This window comes from Paenibacillus sp. sgz302164, from assembly GCF_056120505.1.
Genome location: NZ_JBVYOL010000033.1, coordinates 32,341 through 50,940, shown reverse-complemented (window position 1 = coordinate 50,940; position 18,600 = coordinate 32,341). Strand labels below are relative to the sequence as shown.

The window sequence follows — 18,600 nt, the reverse complement described above, 5'->3', positions numbered from 1 at the left end:
AGAGGAGGAAACGATGCTTTTGCAATCGCAGCATATTCAGGACGGTTTGCGGGATCTGGCTCCCGCAGATTCCCGGATTTTGTACCCGGAGGGCGCGGAGTTTTGGCGTAAGGCTAACGCTTCGCCTTACTATGAAGCCCAGGTGGCGGAGATCAGGGACGAAGGGGCAAGGCTGCTCCGAGAGCCGCTCCGCGAGCCGTCCTACGCCGTATTCGCGCAGTTTGAGCGGAGCGGGAAGCGGCTGGAGTTCGAGCAGATTTATTTTGAGAAAAGAAGAAGGTTGACCACATTCGCCCTGCTCTCGCTTCTGGAGCCCGGGAATGAGGCGTACCGCGAAGCGCTGCACGACGTAATCTGGTCGGTCTGTGGCGAGTATACGTGGTGCCTGCCGGCCCACCTGAAGGGGACGCTGGAGACGGACGGCGAGCTTGCCTTTTCGCTGGATGAGGAGGCGTGGGGGCGCAAGCAGACGCACACGCAGATCGATTTGTTTGCCGCCGAGACGGGCTTCGCTTTGAGCGAGATTTTGAGCTTGGCGGGCGAGACGCTGCCGGCGCTGCTGCGCAGCCGCATGCGGGAGGAAATCGTGCATCGCCTGTTCAAGCCTTATTTGGCGCACGGGCCATACCATTGGGAAACGGCGGAGCACAACTGGGCGGCTGTCTGTGCAGGCTCGATCGGCGCTGCGGCGCTGCTTTTGCTGGAACGATCAGGCGACGTGAGCGATATTGTGACCAAAGCGATAGGCAGCATGGAGTGTTACCTGCGGGGCTTCGGGGAAGACGGGGCTTGCCAGGAAGGTCTGGGCTATTGGAATTATGGGTTCGGTTATTTCGTTTATTTTGCAGATCTCCTGAAGAAGCGAACGCAGGGCAAGCTGGACTTGTTCGAGCACGAAAAGGTGCATCGGATCGCGCTTTTTCAGCAAAAATGTTATCTCACGGACGATTTGACCGCGAATTTCTCGGATTCCCTTGAGCATGCCCGGGTACATATCGGGCTTACCCATTATTTGGCGCGCATATATCCCGATATGGCTGCGGCTCCCACAGCGCTTCGGGCCTCATATACCGAGGATCATTGCGCCCGTTTTGCGCCGGCGCTGCGCAATCTTCTGTGGGCAGACCCGAACACTGACGCCGCTATGTGGGAGGCCGCCGATTATTATTTGGACAACGCACAGTGGCTCGTATCCAGGCACGTTGCCGCAGACGGCCGCTTCGGATTTGCCGCCAAGGGCGGGCATAACGACGAGCCTCATAATCATAACGATATCGGGCAGTTCATCGTGGCCTGCGACGGCGAGTCGTTCGTTTCCGACTTGGGAAGCGGCGAATATACGGCGGACTATTTCGGGGCGGAGCGGTACAGCTATGCATGCAACGGGTCGCAGGGGCATTCCGTTCCGATTATAAACGGCCGCTTTCAGGCGGCGGGGAAACAGTTCGCCGCGCAGGTCGTTCGCGTATCCGCTGGGGAACACATCAGCGAGCTGGAGCTCGACATCGCGCAAGCGTACCCTGTTCCGCAGCTGCAGGAGCTCAAGAGGCGCTTCGCCTGGCACAAAAACGGGCGGCTTCCGCGCCTCGTTGTCGAGGACGCCTACGTGTTTACCGAAGCGCCGGAGAGCATCGTAGAGCGCGTCGTGACGCGGACGCGGCCTCAGCCGTCGGACGACGGCGGCATCGTCATAGCGGGCGGCGGGGAGAGCCGCCGCAAGCTTTTGATCCGCTATGATCGCGCAGCGGTTACGCCGAACATTGAGAGCCATGTGTACAGCAATCATTTTGGAGTTGAGACCCCTTGGTATACGGTGGATTTTGCCGTCAAGGACCCGGGGCTTATCAATAAAGTTGTTTTGCATTTCGAATTTATTTAAGCGTTTCAACCGGGGCGGAGGGCGCTTTAGGGGCGCTTGCCTCTGCCGGAATTTTTTCGGAAAAAGGAGCAGGTGATGAAGTATGGTAAATTGGTTGGATGAAGCATGGGAGCAGACGATGGCAAAAACGCTGCGCACGAGCCGGCGGATCGGCGCCGGGTTCCCGCATGCCAGCAATGGCGGAAGCTACACGCTGGAGCCTGCGCATTGGTGGACGGCCGGATTTTGGCCGGGGATGCTGTGGCTGCTTTACGATAATGGCGGCGACGAATCGCTGCGCGCTTTGGCGGAGCAGTGCGAAGCAAGCCTGGATCAGGTGTTCCACGACTTTTACCGGCTTGACCACGATCTCGGCTTCATGTGGACGTTGACGAGCGTAGCGAGCTGCAAGCTGACGCAGTCCGCGGAGTCCAGGCGCAGAGCGTTTATCGCGGCCAATTTTTTGGCTGCGCGCTTCAATATCCGGGGCCGCTATATCCGGGCGTGGAATCCGTGGAGCGAAGGCGAGGACAATGCGGGACTGGCCATTATCGACTGCTGCATGAACATGCCGCTGCTGTTTTGGGCTTCGCGCGAAAGCGGCGATCCCCGCTACCGCCATATTGCCGAGGTGCACATGGAGACGGTGCTGGAGCATTTTATCCGGCCTGACGGCTCGGTCTATCACATCGTGCGGTTCGATCCTGCGACGGGAGAGCGCATCGAGGGGCTGGGAGGCCAGGGCTTTGCGCCGGAATCGGCGTGGTCGCGCGGTACGGCATGGGCGATTTACGGCTTGACGCTGTGCTATCACCATACCGGCAAGGAAGCTTTTCTCGCGGCGGCCAAACGGGTGGCCCACTTCTTCATCACCCAGCTGCCCGAAGACCGCGTGCCATACTGGGATTTCAGGCTGCCGCCGGAGATCACGAAGTACCGCGATTCCTCCGCAGGCGCGTGCGCGGCAAGCGGTTTGCTGTTGCTCGCGGATAAGGTGACGGCTGCAGAATCGCAGACGTACCGGGAAGCGGGGACGCGCATCCTCGAATCGCTGTATAAAAATTACGGGGCTTGGAACGACCCGAATGAAGAGGGCTTGATCCTGCACGGCACGAGCCATTATCCGGAAGGGAAGAACATCGATGTGCCCCTGATCTACGGCGACTACTATTTCGTGGAAGGCCTGGCGAGGTTGAAGGGCGCGAAGCACATTTTCTGGGAATAAAACGCGAAGCCGGAATCGTTTATTCGACGGTCTCAAAATCATTGCTGCAGCAGGTCGACCGATCCTGGGGACGTAGAGTTTTTGCGGGTTTTGAGACTGCCGAAAAACTCGCCAGCCCCGGCAGGAGCCAGCGCGCCATTGGCAAGGTTCGCAATGGTGCGTTGACTGGGCTGGTAATGTAGGTAGTGCTAGTAAGGTTGGCAAGGCTAGTAAAGTTGGCAATGCAGGTAAGGTTGGTAATACTGGTAATACTGGTAATGCTGGTAATGCAGGTAATGCAGGTAATGCAGGTAATGCAGGTAATGCAGGTAATGCAAGTAATGCAAGTAATGCAAGTAATGCTGATAATGCTGGCAAGACTGGTAACTCTGGTAAGGTTGGGGACGCTGGCAATCAAGGCAAGGTGTTGGCAATGCAGGCAATGCTGAAAATGCTAGAAATGCTGGCAATTCTGGCAACGCTGACAAGGCAGTAAGTGCTGACAACGCTCAAAAGCCTGCAAAAGTGCATCTTTTTTCTCCGTAAAACGCTTGCCCCGAAGAATTCCTGCAAATCTGCAGTTTTTTTGACTTAAATTTAAGCTCAGACCCACTTTAATCAATAATTCCTGCACAATCGCAGGCTTTTCCTCCAAACGAACCTTTATCAGAGAAAAAGCCTGCACTTTTGCAGGCTTTTGTGCTGGGAGCTGCAGTTTTACGGGCTATCCGGCCCCCATCCACACCACGAGCGGCTGATTGGTCCGATGCGCACCACGAACGGTTGCCCGGCCCCCATCCACACTACGAGCGGCTGATTGGTCCGATGCGCACCACGAACGGTTGCCTGGCCCCCATCCACACCACGAGCGGCTGATTGGTCCGATGCGCACCACGAACGGTTGCCCGGCCCCCATCCACACTACGAGCGGCTGATTGGTCCGATGCGCACCACGAACGGTTGCCTGGCCCCCATCCACACCACGAGCGGCTGATTGGTCCGATGCGCACCACGAACGGTTGCCCGGCCCCCATCCACACCACGAGCGGCTGATTGGTCCGATCCGCATCACGAACGGTTGCCCGGCCCCCATCCATACCACGAGCGGCTGATTGGTCCGTTCCGCATCACGAGCGGCTGCCCAGCCAGCCCAGCCCCGTCCCTCCTATGAGCGTCTGCCCCGGCGGCAATGCGAGCTCCTTAATGATGGTCCATGAATATTTTTTCGAGGGAAGTTTGTTCTACTTCGAGGCCGTAAATTTTTACGCCGTGATGTACAGCTGTCTCCACCACATACGGAATATCTTCTTGATCTCCGGCTACCAGGTGTACGAACGACTCGTCGGCTTGCGTCACTTGCACTCTTGGCCCCAGGCTTTCCAACCACTGCCGCACCGAATCCGGCCTGCCGCTTCCGCAGCTTACCTTCAGCTTGATCTCGTCCGAATGCGCTTCGCGCAGTTCGCTCATCGTTCCCAATTTTTCAATTGTCCCTTGGTGCAAAATGGCGATGCGGTCACATATTTTCTCGACTTCATCCAGGTTGTGCGAGGTCATAAATATGGTAACTCCGCCCGCTGCCAGCTTGACAATCAAATCCCGTATGAGCAGCGACGATTCGATGTCGAGCGTCGAGGTCGGCTCATCCAAAAACACCAGTTCGGGGGAGCCGATCAAAGCCTGGGCGATGCCGAGCTTCTTTTTCATGCCCAATGAGAATTGGCTTGCTTTTTTGCCGATGTCCGCTCCCAAGCCGACGTTTTCCAGCAACTGAACCAGTTCCTTTTTGTCGGGCGAAGTCTTCTTCACTCTGGAAAAAAACACCATGTGCTGCAAAGCGGTCATATCGTTATAGTAATTGCTGTTGTCCGGAAGCACGCCGATGCGCGATTTGATCCGGTTCAGGCTGTTGTAAGGCGTACCAAGAATTTCGATAGTGCCGGAAGTCGGAGGCAGAATGCCTGTCAGCATGTTGATGGTCGTGCTTTTGCCTGCGCCGTTTCTTCCCAGAAATCCGAATATTTCGCCGGCCTTCAATTCAAAGGTGACGTTATCGACAACTTTTTTGCTTCTATACGCTTTCGACAAATCGGTTACTTTCAAAACATCCATTTTACAGTTCCTTTCGGTTAAAAAGAAGAATAGAAACGGCCAGCATGACCCCGATTTCAATGCCGCTCACGATCAGAAGCTCGGGTTTGCTCGTCATGGGATAATAGGGCAGAATGTAGCGGACGACTTGTGCGGAAGCGGATGCCGCGAACGCGCTCCAGACGCCCAGAATCGGCATGGCGATTCCCAGCAGGACGCCTAGAATGACCGTGTAGGTATGGTTGCGCAGACATGTTGAAATCATAACGGCAGCGCTGGCATGATAAGCAAGAAATACCCATAATTTGAGCAGATCGGCGATAACGAACGTTTTTGTGATCAATGAAATGCCGATAAAAGCGACGAGCGTGACGGTTGCCCAGAACAGCCAGACCGCGGCGAATTTGCCGATGATCACGTTTCGCCGCGACGTTTTGGTAATAAGCAATCTCATTCGCTGAAGCTCGATATCCCGGTTTACGATGTCATGTGACAAGGTATAAACGAATATGGCCCCGAGCAGCAGCAAAACAAGCGTAAGCCCGGCTAATGCGGCTTTGTCCGGGTTCGCGTCTTCGCTTAAAGGGATCGGACTGCTGGCGATAAAACGCGCCGACCACAGGGAAACGCCCAAAATAAACAAGACAATAAGGATGGATTTAAAACCTTTTACAAGTGCCCAATACTCTCTGAAAACGATACCTTTCATTCAAAGCCTCCCATTTCGTAATACCGAAACGACGATCGGTCTTCTAATTCATACCATATTAATCTATAAAACTACAAGTTTATCCAAAAAAAGCAGTTTGTTCTTCCCCTTTTCGTATGTCATCCCCCGGTCTTGGGGCATACTAGCGGCTAACAGTCTATTTGTGAAAAGGTGGAACTTATGCTGCTGTATCAGTTGACTCAATGGTTTGAAGAACGGCTCTCGCTGCAAAAAGCGCTGCTGGGCGAGCCCCAGGATGCCGGCATGCTGCAGATGAAAATCAGGGAAGTGGAGGAACAGCTTTATTCGCAGGCGGAACGCTGGAAACAAGAGATCCAAGCGGCGTCGCCGCTGTACATCCCTTATGAAGCGCCTCACCTGGACGATGACATGGTGCTGTAGCCTTTGTATTTCCTCGTTTTTCGTGTAAAATAAGTAGGACTACTAACGAATAAAGAACGAGGTTTCCCAAGATGAAAGTCATTGTTTCCACGCTGAATGCGAAGTTCATCCACACCTCTCTGGCGCTGCGCTACCTGAAAGCGTTTTGCGAGAAAGATTTTGATGTGGACATAGTCGAATATACGATTAAAGACCCAGCGATGAACATCGTCTCCGACCTGTACCAAAAGGCGCCGGATGTGCTGGGCTTTTCCTGTTATATCTGGAATATCGAAGAGACGATTCAGGTCATCGGCATGATCAAAAAAATCAGACCCGATCTGATCATCGTTCTAGGCGGACCCGAAGTTTCTTACGACACCGAGTATTGGATGAAGCGCATCCCTGAAGTCGATTTTATTGTGATGGGAGAAGGGGAAGAGACGCTGCACCAGCTGCTCCAGGAAATATCGACAACGCGCAAATACCACTTTGTATACGGGCTCGCCTACCGCAAAGGGGAAGAAATCGTCCTGATGCCCGGCAGACCTAAGCTGAAGCTGGACGATATTCCGTCGCCGCACCGTTTTGCCGAGGATATCCCGAATTTGCCGAATCGGGTCGTTTATTTTGAGACGAGCCGGGGCTGCCCGTTTTCGTGCCAATTTTGCCTCTCCAGCATCGAGGTGGGCGTGCGTTATTTCGATATAGAGCGGACGAAAAGGGACATTTTGTACTTGATCGACTCCGGCGCGAAGCTGATCAAGTTTGTCGACCGCACCTTTAATATCAAGCGCGATTACGCGATGGAAATTTTCGAGTTTCTGATCGCCAACCACCGCGGCACGGTGTTCCAGTTCGAGATCACGGCGGACATTATGCGTCCCGAAGTGCTCGATTATTTGGCGGAGCATGCGCCGCCGGGCACATTCCGCTTTGAGATCGGCGTCCAGTCGACGAATGATGCGACCAACGAGCTTGTGCAGCGCAGGCAAAACTTTTCCAAACTGACGCGCACCGTAACGAAAATCAAGGAAAGCGGCAAAATCGACCAGCATCTCGACTTGATCGCCGGGCTTCCCGAGGAGGACTACCATTCGTTCCGCAAAACGTTCAATGACGTGTTCGCTCTGGGGCCGGAAGAGCTGCAGCTCGGATTTTTGAAAATGCTGCGCGGCACCGGCATGCGGGCCGACGCGGACAAGTACGGATACGTATACATGGATCACTCCCCTTATGAGATTCTGGGCAACGACATTTTGCCGTTCACCGATTTGATTCGCATCAAACGGGTGGAGGATGTGCTGGAAAAATACTGGAACGCACACCGGATGGATCATACTGTCAACTATTTAATTGCGAATGAATTCACATCGGCGTTCGACTTTTTTCAGGAGTTCGGCGATTATTGGGAAGGGCGCGGCTGGCAAAAGATCGGGCATCAGCTGGAAGATTTGTTTACCCGCTTGAGAGATTTTTTGCTGTTCCGGGGCACGGGGCAGATGGAGATCATCGAGGGATTCATGAAGCTCGATTATTTCCTGGGACATAAATATAGGCCGCGCAAAATTTGGTGGGATTTTACGCTCGACAAGCAGGAGCAGTCGGCGTACCTGAAGCTGCTCGCCGAGCAGCCGGAACTTGTGGCAGGCGGCTTCCGCAGCCTGAACATCAGTGAAAAAGACCTCCACAAGCATGTCATGCTGGAGGTGCTGCCGTTCGATTTGCAGCTGTACCTGCAAAACGGGACGATGGACAGGAGCAGCAAGCAGCTGCTCATCGTGCATTTTCCGCCGGATGCTCAGCAGCCGGCCGGCTTTTACACGCTGCCGCTCGACAGGGCGGCGGCGGTGTAGTGCGAAAGCTTTGCTATCCCTTTGGGGGAGCGAAGCTTTTTTTGCTGCTGCGAAAGCGCGCAGCAGCGGGGCGAAGCGCATTTTCAGCCGGCCCGCTGCCAGGAAAATGCGCTTTCATTTTTTGTGCAAAATTAGTCATTGACCTCGGTAGAGGTTCAGTGATAAGATTGAAAAAATTTACCCGCGAAAAAACGTGAAATTTGAAGGAGGAATGAGTGAAGTGGCCACGTATTACCTGGAACCGTCCCGCACGTTCAGCGAGTTTTTGCTGATTCCCAATCTGACGACAAAAGAATGTACACCGGCAAATGTTCGTTTGAAAACACCGCTCGTGAAATTCAACAAAGGCGAGGAACCGGCGATTTCGCTGAACATTCCGTTCTCGTCCGCCGTCATGCAGGCCGTGTCGGACCATGGCATGGCGATTGCTTTGGCGCGGTGCGGAGGCATCTCTTTTGTTTTCGGCTCGCAGTCGATTGAGGAAGAGGCGGAAATGATCCGGAAAGTGAAAGGGTACAAGGCGGGCTTCGTCATCAGCCGCTCCAACTTGACCCCCGCACATACGCTCAAAGACGTGCTGGATTTGAAAGAGAAGACGGGACATTCCACGGTTGCGATTACGGAAGACGGAACGGCCAGAGGCAAGCTGCTCGGCATCGTTACAAGCCGCGATTACCGGATTAGCCGCGATTCGCTGGCGAAGCCGATCAGTGAATTTATGACGCCGTTTTCGTCTTTGATCTACGGCAAATCCGGGATCACGCTGCCGGAAGCGAACGATCTGATCTGGGAGCACAAGCTGAACTGCTTGCCGATCGTGGACGAGCGCCAGAATCTGGACTATCTCGTTTTCCGCAAAGATTACGACGCTCATAAAGAAAATCCGCTGGAGCTGCTGGACGATAACAAAAGCTATATTGTCGGCGCCGGCATCAATACAAAAGACTATATGGAACGTGTTCCGGCGCTCGTCGAAGCGGGAGTGGACATTCTCGTCATCGACTCCTCGGACGGTTACAGCGAATGGCAGCGCGAGACGGTTCAGTATGTGAAAGCGAACTTCGACGTGAAAATCGGGGCCGGCAACGTAGTTGACCGGGAAGGCTTCCTGTATCTGGTCGAGTCCGGGGCGGACTTCGTGAAAGTGGGGATCGGCGGCGGCTCCATCTGCATTACCCGGGAGCAAAAAGGCATCGGGCGCGGCCAAGCTTCGGCGCTGATGGAAGTGGTCGAGGCGAGGGATCAATACTTCAAAGATACCGGCGTTTACGTGCCAATCTGTTCGGATGGTGGTATTGTTCACGACTACCATATTACGCTCGCTTTGGCGATGGGCGCGGATTTTGTCATGATGGGCCGCTACTTCGCCCGATTCGACGAGAGCCCGACCCGCAAGCTGAGAGTCGGCAACAACTTCGTGAAGGAGTTCTGGGGCGAAGGCTCCAACCGGGCGCGCAACTGGCAGCGGTATGACACGGGCGGCAAGAACAATCTTTTGTTCGAGGAAGGCGTCGACTCGTACGTGCCTTATGCAGGCAGCCTGCAGGAAAATCTGGACAAGACGATCGGCAAAATCAAATCGACGATGTGCAACTGCGGCGCCACCAGCATTGAAGAACTGCAGCGCGTAGCAAGAATAACGCTCGTGTCATCCACAAGCCTCGTAGAAGGCGGCGCGCACGATGTGATTTTGAAAGAAAGCAGCTTGTCCGAGGAATCCTAGATTCCTCTAACGCTGCGCTGCGTCCCGGGTAGGCCTTTGAGCTCACCCGAGCGATGAGAGGGTGGCAAAGGCTGGTGGGAGCGGGCGGGAGAGCCCGCGTCCGGGCCCGCGATGGCTCGCCCGAACGATGTGGAACATCGTTAGAGGGCGGGCAGCGGCCCGGCGAGGCGTCGGCGGAGGCCGCCGAAAAACTCTCTCCTTCCTGCGGTTCCGATTAGTACGATTTATCTCTCCAAGCCATGCTTAATGGATGCCGAAAGGGCTTGATCAGTTTGCCGCACAGCAGGATGAGGCTTAAAATTAGCGCAGCTGTCGGTGAAGTGACTGGATAGCAGACAAAACAAGGCCTCCGGCATGTAAAAGGGAGGCTTCCAGTACACAAACAAGGGCCCCGTCATGCAAAGCAGGTCCTTCCAGAACGAAAAGCCTGCGAAAGTGCAGGCTTTTTCTCAGTTATCACCTGATTTTGAGGAAAAGCCTGCAATTGTGCAGGAATTCCCGGGCAGAATGGCCGGAGCCCCCAATTTTAGCGAAAAAAACTGCAGATTTGCAGGAATTATCCGCAGCTAGAGCATCGATTGGCAAAAAACTGCACTTTTGCAGGTTTTCCGCCAATCGTTACTTGTGCTTTACGTCAGCGACGGTCCATGTCAGCGAGTGCTTCGACGCGCGACACCCATCGCCCCAAAAAAATGAAACCCGAGGCTCTGAGCCTGCGGGTTTCATTGCTTTTTACGGCAAGTAGCTGCGGATCACGGTCATGCTGCCTTCCAGCGCAAAGCTGCCGAGGTTTGCCGGCAGGAGGAAGCAGTCGCCGGGTTTCGTGATGATACGGCCGTCGGCCCACTCCAGAGAGCCGTCACCTTCCGCGATGACAAGGATGACGAAGCTTTCTGCGGTGGTTTGCAGCTCCCAACGGGGACCGACGAGCCCTTTTTCCACGATGAAGAACGGGGATCGGGCGAGGGTCAGCCAGACGCCGGTCTCGTGCAGATCCGTCTTCATCCGGGTCGAGCCGGAGCCCTCGTAGGCAATGACGTTGAGCGAGTCTTCGATGTGCAGCTCCCGCGGCTTGCCGTTAAGTCCCGGGCGGTTGTAATCGTACAGCCGGTAAGTCGTATCGGAGTTCTGCTGAATCTCTGCGACCAGCACGCCGGCGCCCAGAGCGTGAACGGTGCCGGCCGGGATATAAAAGGAATCTCCCGCCTCAACCGGCACTTCCTGCAGGCAGTCCAGGATCCGGTTTTCTTCAATAGCCTGTGCCAGGCTTTCGCGGGTGACGCCGTCTTTCATGCCGTAAATAATTTTGGCGCCGGGTTTGGCGTCCAGTATGTACCACATTTCCGTTTTGCCGAGTTCGCCGGGAGACAGGTTCGAGTAATGATCGTTCGGATGCACTTGAACCGACAGGTCGTCTTCGCAATCGAGCAGCTTGATCAGCAGTGGAAAGCGCCCGTTCTTTTCCGAAAATCCTTTGGTGCCGAACAGGATGCTGCCATATTGCTCGCGGATTTCGTCCAAACCGAGTCCGGCCCATTCGCCGTTAATGACTTTCGTAGTGCCGTTGGGATGGTCGCCGATCATCCAGCCTTCGCCGATCGCTCCTTCAGGAAGCCGGAAGCCGAATTTCTCAAGCGCTCTGCCGCCCCAAACGCGTTCTTTCATTTCGGGTTGAAACTGAAGCGGATATGGTTTCACTACACTCTCTCCCTGCTATTATTTACTATAATTTATACTTTCTACTAGATTATAAGCATTAGGCTATCTTTTTTCTACGGCCAAGAGATAGGGGGCCTGAAGGCTTACATTCGCCATCTGGTACCGCAGCGCCTGGGCGTCCGCAAGGGGAAGCCGGCTGACCCAGCTTTCGACGGCATTGGCTTCCTGTTGGCCTCCGGCATGTCCGCTGTAGAGCACGATCGTGGCGATCCCGCCTTTCCGCAAAAGGCGCAGGGCAGCCTCCAAAGCAGGAATCGTAGATTCCTGCTTTGTTATAGTTTCAGGATCGGCGCCCGGCAAGTAGCCGAGGTTGAACGTGACCGCAGCGACTTTGCCATGTTTGGCGGGCGGCACGACACTTTCCATCTGCTCATGGCTGCACAAGTGCAAATGGACAAAAGAACTAGCGTCCGGCAATTCACCTTGCAGACGCGTTGAGGTATTATCGATGGCCTGCTGCTGGACATCGAAGCCGTACACGCTGCCGCGGGGGCCGACCAGCTTGGCCAAATACAAAGTATCGACCCCGTTGCCAAGCGTGGCGTCGATGACCGTCTCACCGGGCTGAACCCGCTGGGCGATCAATTGGTGCGCAAAACTTAAAACCGAAACAAATCCCATACGTTGGCTCCTCGATAAAAAAAACTTGGCGGGTTAGGCTCCCGCACAGCAAAACTTACCGGGTCCGGCTCCCGTTCCCGCAGGCGGATGTTCATCAGGCGGGGTCGTACCGAGCGCAGCTCTCATCGTGCGGTGTTGTACTGCATCCGGCTCCCGTCCCCGCAGGCGGGTCTTCATCAGGCGGGGTCGTACCGAGCGCAGCTCTCGTTGCGCTGTTGCACTGCATGCCGATGATCACAGTGTACCGGCTCCCGTCCCCGCAGGCGGATCTTCATCAGGCGGGGTCGTACCGAGCGCAGCTCTCATCGTGCGGTGTTGTACTGCATCCGGCTCCCGTTTCCACAGCCGGATCTTCATCAGGCGGAGTCGCACCGCTCGCAGCTCCCAGTGCGCGATGTTGCGCTGCATGACGGCGGTCCGTCGACCACCGCCCCTGTCCCAGTCCCGGCACTCACCTCCGCGAAGGGTCCCAATGTTTACCCTGCCAGGTGTTTCTTGTTTTCAGCTCGGCGTCAAAGGCGTTGAGCACTTCCCATTTTTTGAGGCTCCACATCGGTCCGATCAGCAGATCGCGCGGCGCGTCTCCCGTCAGCCGGTGCACGATCATTTCGGGCGGCAGTATTTCCAGCGTGTCGACAACGAGCTTCACATACTCGTCTTTTTCCAGGAAGCGAAGAAGTCCTGCTTCGTACTGCTTGACCATCGGCGTTTTGCGCATCAGGTGGAGCAGGTGAATTTTGATCCCCTGGACATCCATCCGGGATACGGCGCGGCCGGTTTCCAGCATCATCTCGTGCGTTTCTCCCGGCAGTCCGTATATGATGTGCGCACAAGTGCGGATATTGTGCTTTCTCAGCTTGGCGACCGCATCCAGGTAACACTGGGTATCGTGGGCGCGGTTGATCAGCGTTGACGTTGATTCGTGAACGGTTTGCAGCCCCATTTCGACCCACAAATAGGTGCGCTGGTTGAGTTCGGCCAAATACTCGATCACGTCGTCAGGCAGGCAGTCCGGTCTGGTGGCGATGGAAAGGCCGACGACGCCCGGCTGCTGCAAAATCACTTCATAATATTCCCGAAGCTCCTCCACAGGCGCGTAAGTGTTCGTATAAGCCTGAAAATAGCCGATATATTTGGCGTCAGGCCATTTTTGATGCTGCAAATCGCGAATTGTGGCGAATTGCGTAACGAGATCGTCGCGGCGGCTGCCGGCAAAATCTCCCGACCCGCGCGCGCTGCAAAAGGTGCAGCCTCCCGTGGCAATTTTGCCGTCCCGGTTCGGGCAGGTAAAGCCGGCATCCAGCATGACTTTGAAAACTTTCTCGCCGAAAGTTTCCCGCATTTCGTAATTCCATGTATGGAAACGTTTATCTCCCCACAGTAGAGGAGTATCCTGAGTGGTTGTATGCATCGCAAAATCGTGCTCCTTTCCTTCACTTATTGTAGCGAAAACGGCTGCCGAAAGCGACCCCCAGGCTTTCCAGCAAGTCCCCCGATAAAAAGATGCGCCAAGGAGCAACATAATCATGCAACACCACATCACTTGTTGAGAGGGGTTTGTACATGAAAAAGCTCCGTACCGTATCTCTGGCGGTAATGTTTACCGCAGCTATTGGTTTTGGCGCAGGAAGTGTCCACGCAGCTACGACAAGCACGACTCCCGGAACTACCGGCACCATGACCAGCGGCTACACGGGCACTGCCACAACGTCGCCTGCGCCTTACCTGGGCACAGACGGTAAGTATGGAACGAGCGCCGTTACCGGCACTGGAACTACGACTCCGTCGGCTTACTACACGGGCAGCAATTATGACGCAACGACGGGAACGGGTTACAGCGCTCCTACCGGCACAGGAAATTATTATAATTATTCGACTACAGGGGTCAAAGGCTACGGCAACAACATGATGGACCGTATGAGCACAACGGGTACGGGCATCAAAAACGCCGGAACCGGCTATTACGACAACACATCCTACCGGGCTTACGGCACGGCGACGACCAACCGCATGGATTGGGGCTGGCTCGGACTTGTCGGTCTGATCGGCCTGGCCGGACTTCGCGGCGGCAACCGCGATAAAACCCACTCTTAACAGCTTCAAGCGCCTTTCCTCGGTTAAAAGGAAGGGCGTTTTTTTCGCCTATCAACTGCCATTTATAAAGTTTGGGATTGGGAGCCACACTAAAGCCGGAAACATAATTTCCTTTGATTTTTTCCCGTGAATCGTCTATGATTTGTATTCGATATCGGTTTTGTCCGGAATACGGTCAGGAGGCAAACATAAGATGCGTTTACGGGGAAGAAAAGGAATTCGCGAAGATATTGAACGCCAAACGGAACTGGTCGTGTTGAACGCCAGGGATCACAAGGGGAAATGGTCGGAGCTGTTCGGCAATGACAAGCCCATTTATGCCGAATTGGGGATGGGCAAAGGCCGCTTCATCAGCGAGATGAGCCGGAAATATCCGGACGTCAATTTTCTCGGCATCGACATGTACGACGAGCTGATCCGCAAAGCCGGCGAGAAAGCCAGAGCCGCACATGAAATAAGCCCGGAGGAAGAAGAGCGGAGCATTTCGAACCTGAGGCTTGTGCTTTTTAATATCGAGCAGATTGAAGAAGCTTTTGGCGACGGCGAGCTTGAGCGGATTTTTTTGAATTTCAGCGATCCGTGGCCGAAAAAGAAGCATGCGCGCAGAAGGCTGACCCATCCCGGCTTCGTGGAAAAGTATATCCGCATTCTCAACGATAACGGCGAAATTCATTTAAAAACAGATTCTCAACTGCTATTCGAGTTTTCTTTGAACTCTTTTGCCGATATGGGGCTCAGAATGCGCAACATCTCGTTAAATCTTCATGCGGACGGATTTCATCCGGATCATGTCATGACCGAGTACGAGACCAAATTTGCCGGACAGGGCATGAATATTCACCGCTGCGAAGTCGTAGTCGGAGAGCGGGCGCTTCAGGCGCATATCGATCAATTAAACAAGGAGCGGTCCAAATAGGACGGCTCTTTTTCGTATTTCCCGGCTGCGCCGGCACTAGCGTCGCCTGAATCCAGCAGCTGCAAAATAACGTTGGCGCAGTCGGACGCGGTATGCTGCAGCTTTTTCCGGCTGATCAGCGCCCGCCTCGCTTTTACTTCGTCATAGCTTTCCGCCAGCATGCGCATCCAGCTCTCAATCGTATCGGACGACCGGATCGGCTCGCCGAAACCGTGCACCGTAAAATATTGCAAATTTTCCTCCTCCTGGCCTGGAATCGGATCGTAGAACAGCATCGGAATCGATTTGGCCAAACCTTCGGCGCACGTCATGCCTCCGGGCTTCGTGACGAGCAGATCGGAGACTTCCATCAGCTTGCCGATTTCGTTGGTAAAACCGAGCAGCCGGACGTTCGGATGCCGGTACCGGGCGTCTCGCGCAAGCTTGTTCAGCGCCTTCTCGTTATTTCCCAGGCAAAATATGAACTGAATCCGGTCTCTCCAGGCTTCCAGATAGCTGCCCAGTTGGCCCCCGCCGACCAATCCCCAGCCTCCGCCCATCACAAGAACCGTAGGCATATTCAGCAAACCGAATTGTTCGCGGATCTGCTCCTTGTCGTGCGTTTCGCGAAAGCTCGGATGCACTGGAATTCCCGTAATCTCGATCTGTCCGGGATCGACGCCCCGATATAGCAGCTTGTTTTTTACTTCAACCGTCGATACCAAGTATTTGTTGACCTGCTTGCTGACCCAAGTGCCGTGGGCGTCGTAATCGGTAATTACGGTGCACAGCGGGGTTCGCAGGCCGTTTCTTTTTAATCTGGATATGACAACACTGGGAAAAGGATGCGTGCACACGATCGCGTGCGGCTCGCACTGCTTGATGAGCGCCGCGGTCTGCGCGTAGAAAATCCGGTGCAGCGCCAGTTGGGCGAGCGGATTCAGCGATTTTTTGTACTGCGACCGGTACAGCCTGCCATACAGCTTGGGCTGCGCGACGATCGTTTTTTTGTAAGCGTGGAAAATGAGCGGGGCAATGGTCGGATGCAGGCTGGGGCCAAGCTCCAGCACGCGTGTCCGGATGTCCGGACAGCGCTGGCTGAGCGTAAACGAAAGCGCATGGGCAGCTTGCGTGTGGCCGGCCCCGAAGCCTTCGGACAAAATAAGAACTCTCTTACCGCCGGAAGAGATATTCATCGCGTTTTTACCCCCACAGGCCTACCGCGGCCAGAGATGCGAGCGTGCCGATCAGACACCCTGCCAGGCAATCGGTTGGATAATGCAGGCCTAAATAAATGCGGGAAAGCCCGACCAGAAGAGCCAGTGGAATCAAAACGAAGCCGAGCACGGGCAATAAAGCTACGAACGGCACGATAATAGAAAAAATCGCAGTCGTATGGCCGGACGGGAAAGAATGATCCTGCAGCGGATTTTTTCCGATATTCGTTTCGGGCAGGACCAGATAAGGACGCAGCCGCGGATATTTCTTTTTAAAAACCGCAACGGGAATATGGCTTGCCGCTAGTGCCACCAAGGCTTGAATTCCCGCAGTACGAAGGGCTTCATGACCGAAAAGCGCAAAGCAAAGCGAAATGAAAATCGTCGCTGTTGCTCCCCCCAGGTGAGTGATTGTCGCCGAGAAACGGTCCAGGAATGAGTGCTGTATTTTTTGATTGACAAAACGAAAAACTCGAGTTTCATGATGCTGAAGCCAATGAACGACCCTGCTCATGAGCGCATGACCTCCTTGGGAGCTTTAAGCATAGGCTGATCTTTTCGCAAAAACTTCGGAACTTAATATATATTGTAGCAGGGAAGTATTAATACATTATTAACTCTGCAATAAATATGTTCGGTTTCCAATTTTACTTTGTTCTGATCTGGCGTTAACAGTCGCGTGTTAGCATGACGGATGTATGGCATCGAAAGCAGAAGGGGCTGATATGCGATGAAAGTTGCCTTGTTCACGGATACCTATTTGCCTGATGTAAACGGAGTGGCCAGGACATTGGGGCGATGGACTCAGTTCCTGGAATCCAAAGGAGCGGAGTGCAAAGTTTTTGCGCCTGCCAGTTTTACGGAAGGAGATCCCGATCCTTATCGGGTGGAAAGATTTCTGAGCATCCCCTTTGTGCTGTATCCGGAATGCCGGCTGGCGATCCCGAATCCCCTCCATATACGCAAATCCCTTCACGATTTTCAGCCTGACATCATTCACGCGGCAACGCCGTTTAATCTGGGCTTGTTCGGCATGCATTACGCCCGCAAGCGGCGGATCCCGTTTGTCGCTTCTTACCATACTCATTTCGATCAATATGTCAAATATTATAAAATTCCTTGGGTCGAGCCGGCGCTGTGGCGGTATATGCAGTGGTTTCATCAAAGCTGCCGCAAAATCTACGTGCCTTCCCGGTCCACTTTGGAGCATTTGCAGCAAAAGGGATTGAAGCATTTGGAAATATGGGGCCGCGGGGTAGATACCGATACTTACCGGCCTGTCGTGAACCGCAGCGAGGTGCTGTCTTCCTATCAGGTTAGCGGCGCCAAATTTGTGTTTTTGTACGTAGGAAGGCTTGCCCCGGAAAAAAGTGTCGATGTCGCGATTGAAGCTTTTATGGGACTTCCGGAGCAAATCCGCAGCCGCTGCAGCCTCATTATCGCCGGTGACGGACCTTCGGCGGCTTCGCTTAACGAACTTTATGGAAAGGCGGACGGTATTACGTTCACCGGATTCATTCAAGGAAAACGGCTTGCTGAGCTGTACGCGGCGGCGGACGTTTTCCTTTTTCCGTCGGCGACCGAAACTTTCGGCAATGTGGTGCTTGAATCGATGGCCTCCGGGACGCCGGTAATCGGTGCGGCCGCAGGCGGCGTGCAGGACAACATCGAGCACGGAGTTACGGGCTTGCTGTGCCGGCCGGGGGATGTGCCCTCGTTTGTCGAGGCGATGAAGCGGCTGTACGTTTCGGCGGAAACCCGCCGTTCGCTTTCGATCGCGGGGATCGAATATGCCGGACAGCAGTCCTGGGACCGTATTTTTCACCGGCTGTATGCGAGCTACGAAGAAGTTGCCGATGCAAGAATCGCCAGCAACCTACAAATCGATTCCGTGCGGATGATCCGCTGATCCTGTTTTTACGGCAAAAGTTGTATTTGGCGGGCGAGGTGCATTATAATAATCCCCGTACACCTCGCGGGGTTCGTCTAAACGGTGAACTTTTGGTGCACAATAAAATGAAAAACGATGAAAACGAGACTGTAACGAACTGATTGCAAGTGACGGCGGCCTAAAATTTGACTTTCCCCATAAACGTTGAAGAACTGGCGCAATTTCGGTTTTCGCAGACTTTGACAAATCGCGGGAAAGAGAGGAAAATCAAGAACGTTATTCACCTGTACATACGTGCACACAGAATATACATAGAGAAAAGCTGCGGTGCATACACAAAA

General features: G+C 54.3%; 16 protein-coding genes. 8 read left to right on the top strand and 8 right to left on the bottom strand.

Annotated elements, in window-relative coordinates; genetic code table 11:
- Window positions 1-13 precede the first annotated feature (13 nt).
- Window positions 14-1,879, top strand: a complete 1,866-nt coding sequence (locus AC0LWT_RS34125) for a heparinase II/III domain-containing protein (RefSeq protein WP_474685999.1) — start codon at window positions 14-16, stop codon at window positions 1,877-1,879.
- Between the two features lie 82 nt (window positions 1,880-1,961).
- The gene (locus AC0LWT_RS34120; protein ID WP_474685997.1) at window positions 1,962-3,083 is read left to right on the top strand and encodes a glycoside hydrolase family 88 protein; all 1,122 of its coding nucleotides are present in this window, start codon (window positions 1,962-1,964) and stop codon (window positions 3,081-3,083) included.
- 1,179 nt (window positions 3,084-4,262) lie between these two features.
- Here the strand turns inward: AC0LWT_RS34120 and AC0LWT_RS34115 are convergent.
- Window positions 4,263-5,174: an ABC transporter ATP-binding protein gene (locus tag AC0LWT_RS34115; protein ID WP_474685995.1), complete on the bottom strand. Its 912-nt coding sequence runs from the start codon at window positions 5,172-5,174 to the stop codon at window positions 4,263-4,265.
- 1 nt (window position 5,175) lies between these two features.
- A complete protein-coding gene (locus AC0LWT_RS34110) occupies window positions 5,176-5,862 on the bottom strand; it encodes a hypothetical protein (RefSeq protein WP_474685993.1) in 687 nt (228 codons plus the stop codon).
- Window positions 5,863-6,042: 180 nt separating this feature from the next.
- On the opposite strand from AC0LWT_RS34110, the gene AC0LWT_RS34105 reads away from it, so the two are divergent.
- The 3 genes from AC0LWT_RS34105 (at window position 6,043) to AC0LWT_RS34095 (ending at window position 9,822) form a co-directional block, all read left to right on the top strand.
- Window positions 6,043-6,264, top strand: a complete 222-nt coding sequence (locus AC0LWT_RS34105; RefSeq protein WP_474685991.1) for a hypothetical protein — start codon at window positions 6,043-6,045, stop codon at window positions 6,262-6,264.
- A 71-nt stretch (window positions 6,265-6,335) separates the two neighbouring features.
- Window positions 6,336-8,099, top strand: a complete 1,764-nt coding sequence (locus AC0LWT_RS34100; protein WP_474685989.1) for a B12-binding domain-containing radical SAM protein — start codon at window positions 6,336-6,338, stop codon at window positions 8,097-8,099.
- 220 nt (window positions 8,100-8,319) lie between these two features.
- A complete protein-coding gene (locus AC0LWT_RS34095; protein ID WP_474685987.1) occupies window positions 8,320-9,822 on the top strand; it encodes an IMP dehydrogenase in 1,503 nt (500 codons plus the stop codon).
- 732 nt (window positions 9,823-10,554) lie between these two features.
- Here the strand turns inward: AC0LWT_RS34095 and AC0LWT_RS34090 are convergent.
- From AC0LWT_RS34090 to mnmL, 4 genes are all read right to left on the bottom strand, one after another.
- Window positions 10,555-11,520: a type I phosphomannose isomerase catalytic subunit gene (locus AC0LWT_RS34090; RefSeq protein ID WP_474685985.1), complete on the bottom strand. Its 966-nt coding sequence runs from the start codon at window positions 11,518-11,520 to the stop codon at window positions 10,555-10,557.
- A 63-nt stretch (window positions 11,521-11,583) separates the two neighbouring features.
- The gene (gene mnmM, locus AC0LWT_RS34085) at window positions 11,584-12,162 is read right to left on the bottom strand and encodes a tRNA 5-(aminomethyl)-2-thiouridylate-methyltransferase MnmM (RefSeq protein WP_474685983.1); all 579 of its coding nucleotides are present in this window, start codon (window positions 12,160-12,162) and stop codon (window positions 11,584-11,586) included.
- 234 nt (window positions 12,163-12,396) lie between these two features.
- Window positions 12,397-12,534, bottom strand: a complete 138-nt coding sequence (locus AC0LWT_RS34080) for a hypothetical protein (RefSeq protein WP_474685981.1) — start codon at window positions 12,532-12,534, stop codon at window positions 12,397-12,399.
- A 79-nt stretch (window positions 12,535-12,613) separates the two neighbouring features.
- Window positions 12,614-13,573: a tRNA modification radical SAM protein MnmL/YtqA gene (gene mnmL, locus AC0LWT_RS34075; protein ID WP_474685979.1), complete on the bottom strand. Its 960-nt coding sequence runs from the start codon at window positions 13,571-13,573 to the stop codon at window positions 12,614-12,616.
- A gap of 152 nt (window positions 13,574-13,725) precedes the next feature.
- Here mnmL and AC0LWT_RS34070 point away from each other — a divergent pair, with 152 nt between their 5' ends.
- Both AC0LWT_RS34070 and trmB read left to right on the top strand, forming a co-directional pair.
- The gene (locus AC0LWT_RS34070; protein ID WP_474685977.1) at window positions 13,726-14,256 is read left to right on the top strand and encodes a WGxxGxxG-CTERM domain-containing protein; all 531 of its coding nucleotides are present in this window, start codon (window positions 13,726-13,728) and stop codon (window positions 14,254-14,256) included.
- A gap of 193 nt (window positions 14,257-14,449) precedes the next feature.
- Window positions 14,450-15,172, top strand: a complete 723-nt coding sequence (gene trmB / locus AC0LWT_RS34065; RefSeq protein ID WP_474685975.1) for a tRNA (guanosine(46)-N7)-methyltransferase TrmB — start codon at window positions 14,450-14,452, stop codon at window positions 15,170-15,172.
- Here the strand turns inward: trmB and AC0LWT_RS34060 are convergent.
- Both AC0LWT_RS34060 and AC0LWT_RS34055 read right to left on the bottom strand, forming a co-directional pair.
- Window positions 15,145-16,347 carry an MGDG synthase family glycosyltransferase gene (locus AC0LWT_RS34060; protein ID WP_474685973.1) on the bottom strand — a complete coding sequence of 401 codons (1,203 nt, stop codon included), beginning with the start codon at window positions 16,345-16,347 and terminating at the stop codon, window positions 15,145-15,147. The genes trmB and AC0LWT_RS34060 overlap by 28 nt on opposite strands.
- 7 nt (window positions 16,348-16,354) lie before the next feature.
- Complete coding sequence (locus AC0LWT_RS34055; protein WP_474685972.1) at window positions 16,355-16,882, bottom strand: phosphatase PAP2 family protein; 528 nt, start codon at window positions 16,880-16,882, stop codon at window positions 16,355-16,357.
- A 216-nt stretch (window positions 16,883-17,098) separates the two neighbouring features.
- Here AC0LWT_RS34055 and AC0LWT_RS34050 point away from each other — a divergent pair, with 216 nt between their 5' ends.
- Window positions 17,099-18,277, top strand: coding sequence for a glycosyltransferase family 4 protein (locus AC0LWT_RS34050; RefSeq protein ID WP_474685970.1), 1,179 nt, complete (start codon window positions 17,099-17,101; stop codon window positions 18,275-18,277).
- Window positions 18,278-18,600: the final 323 nt, after the last annotated feature.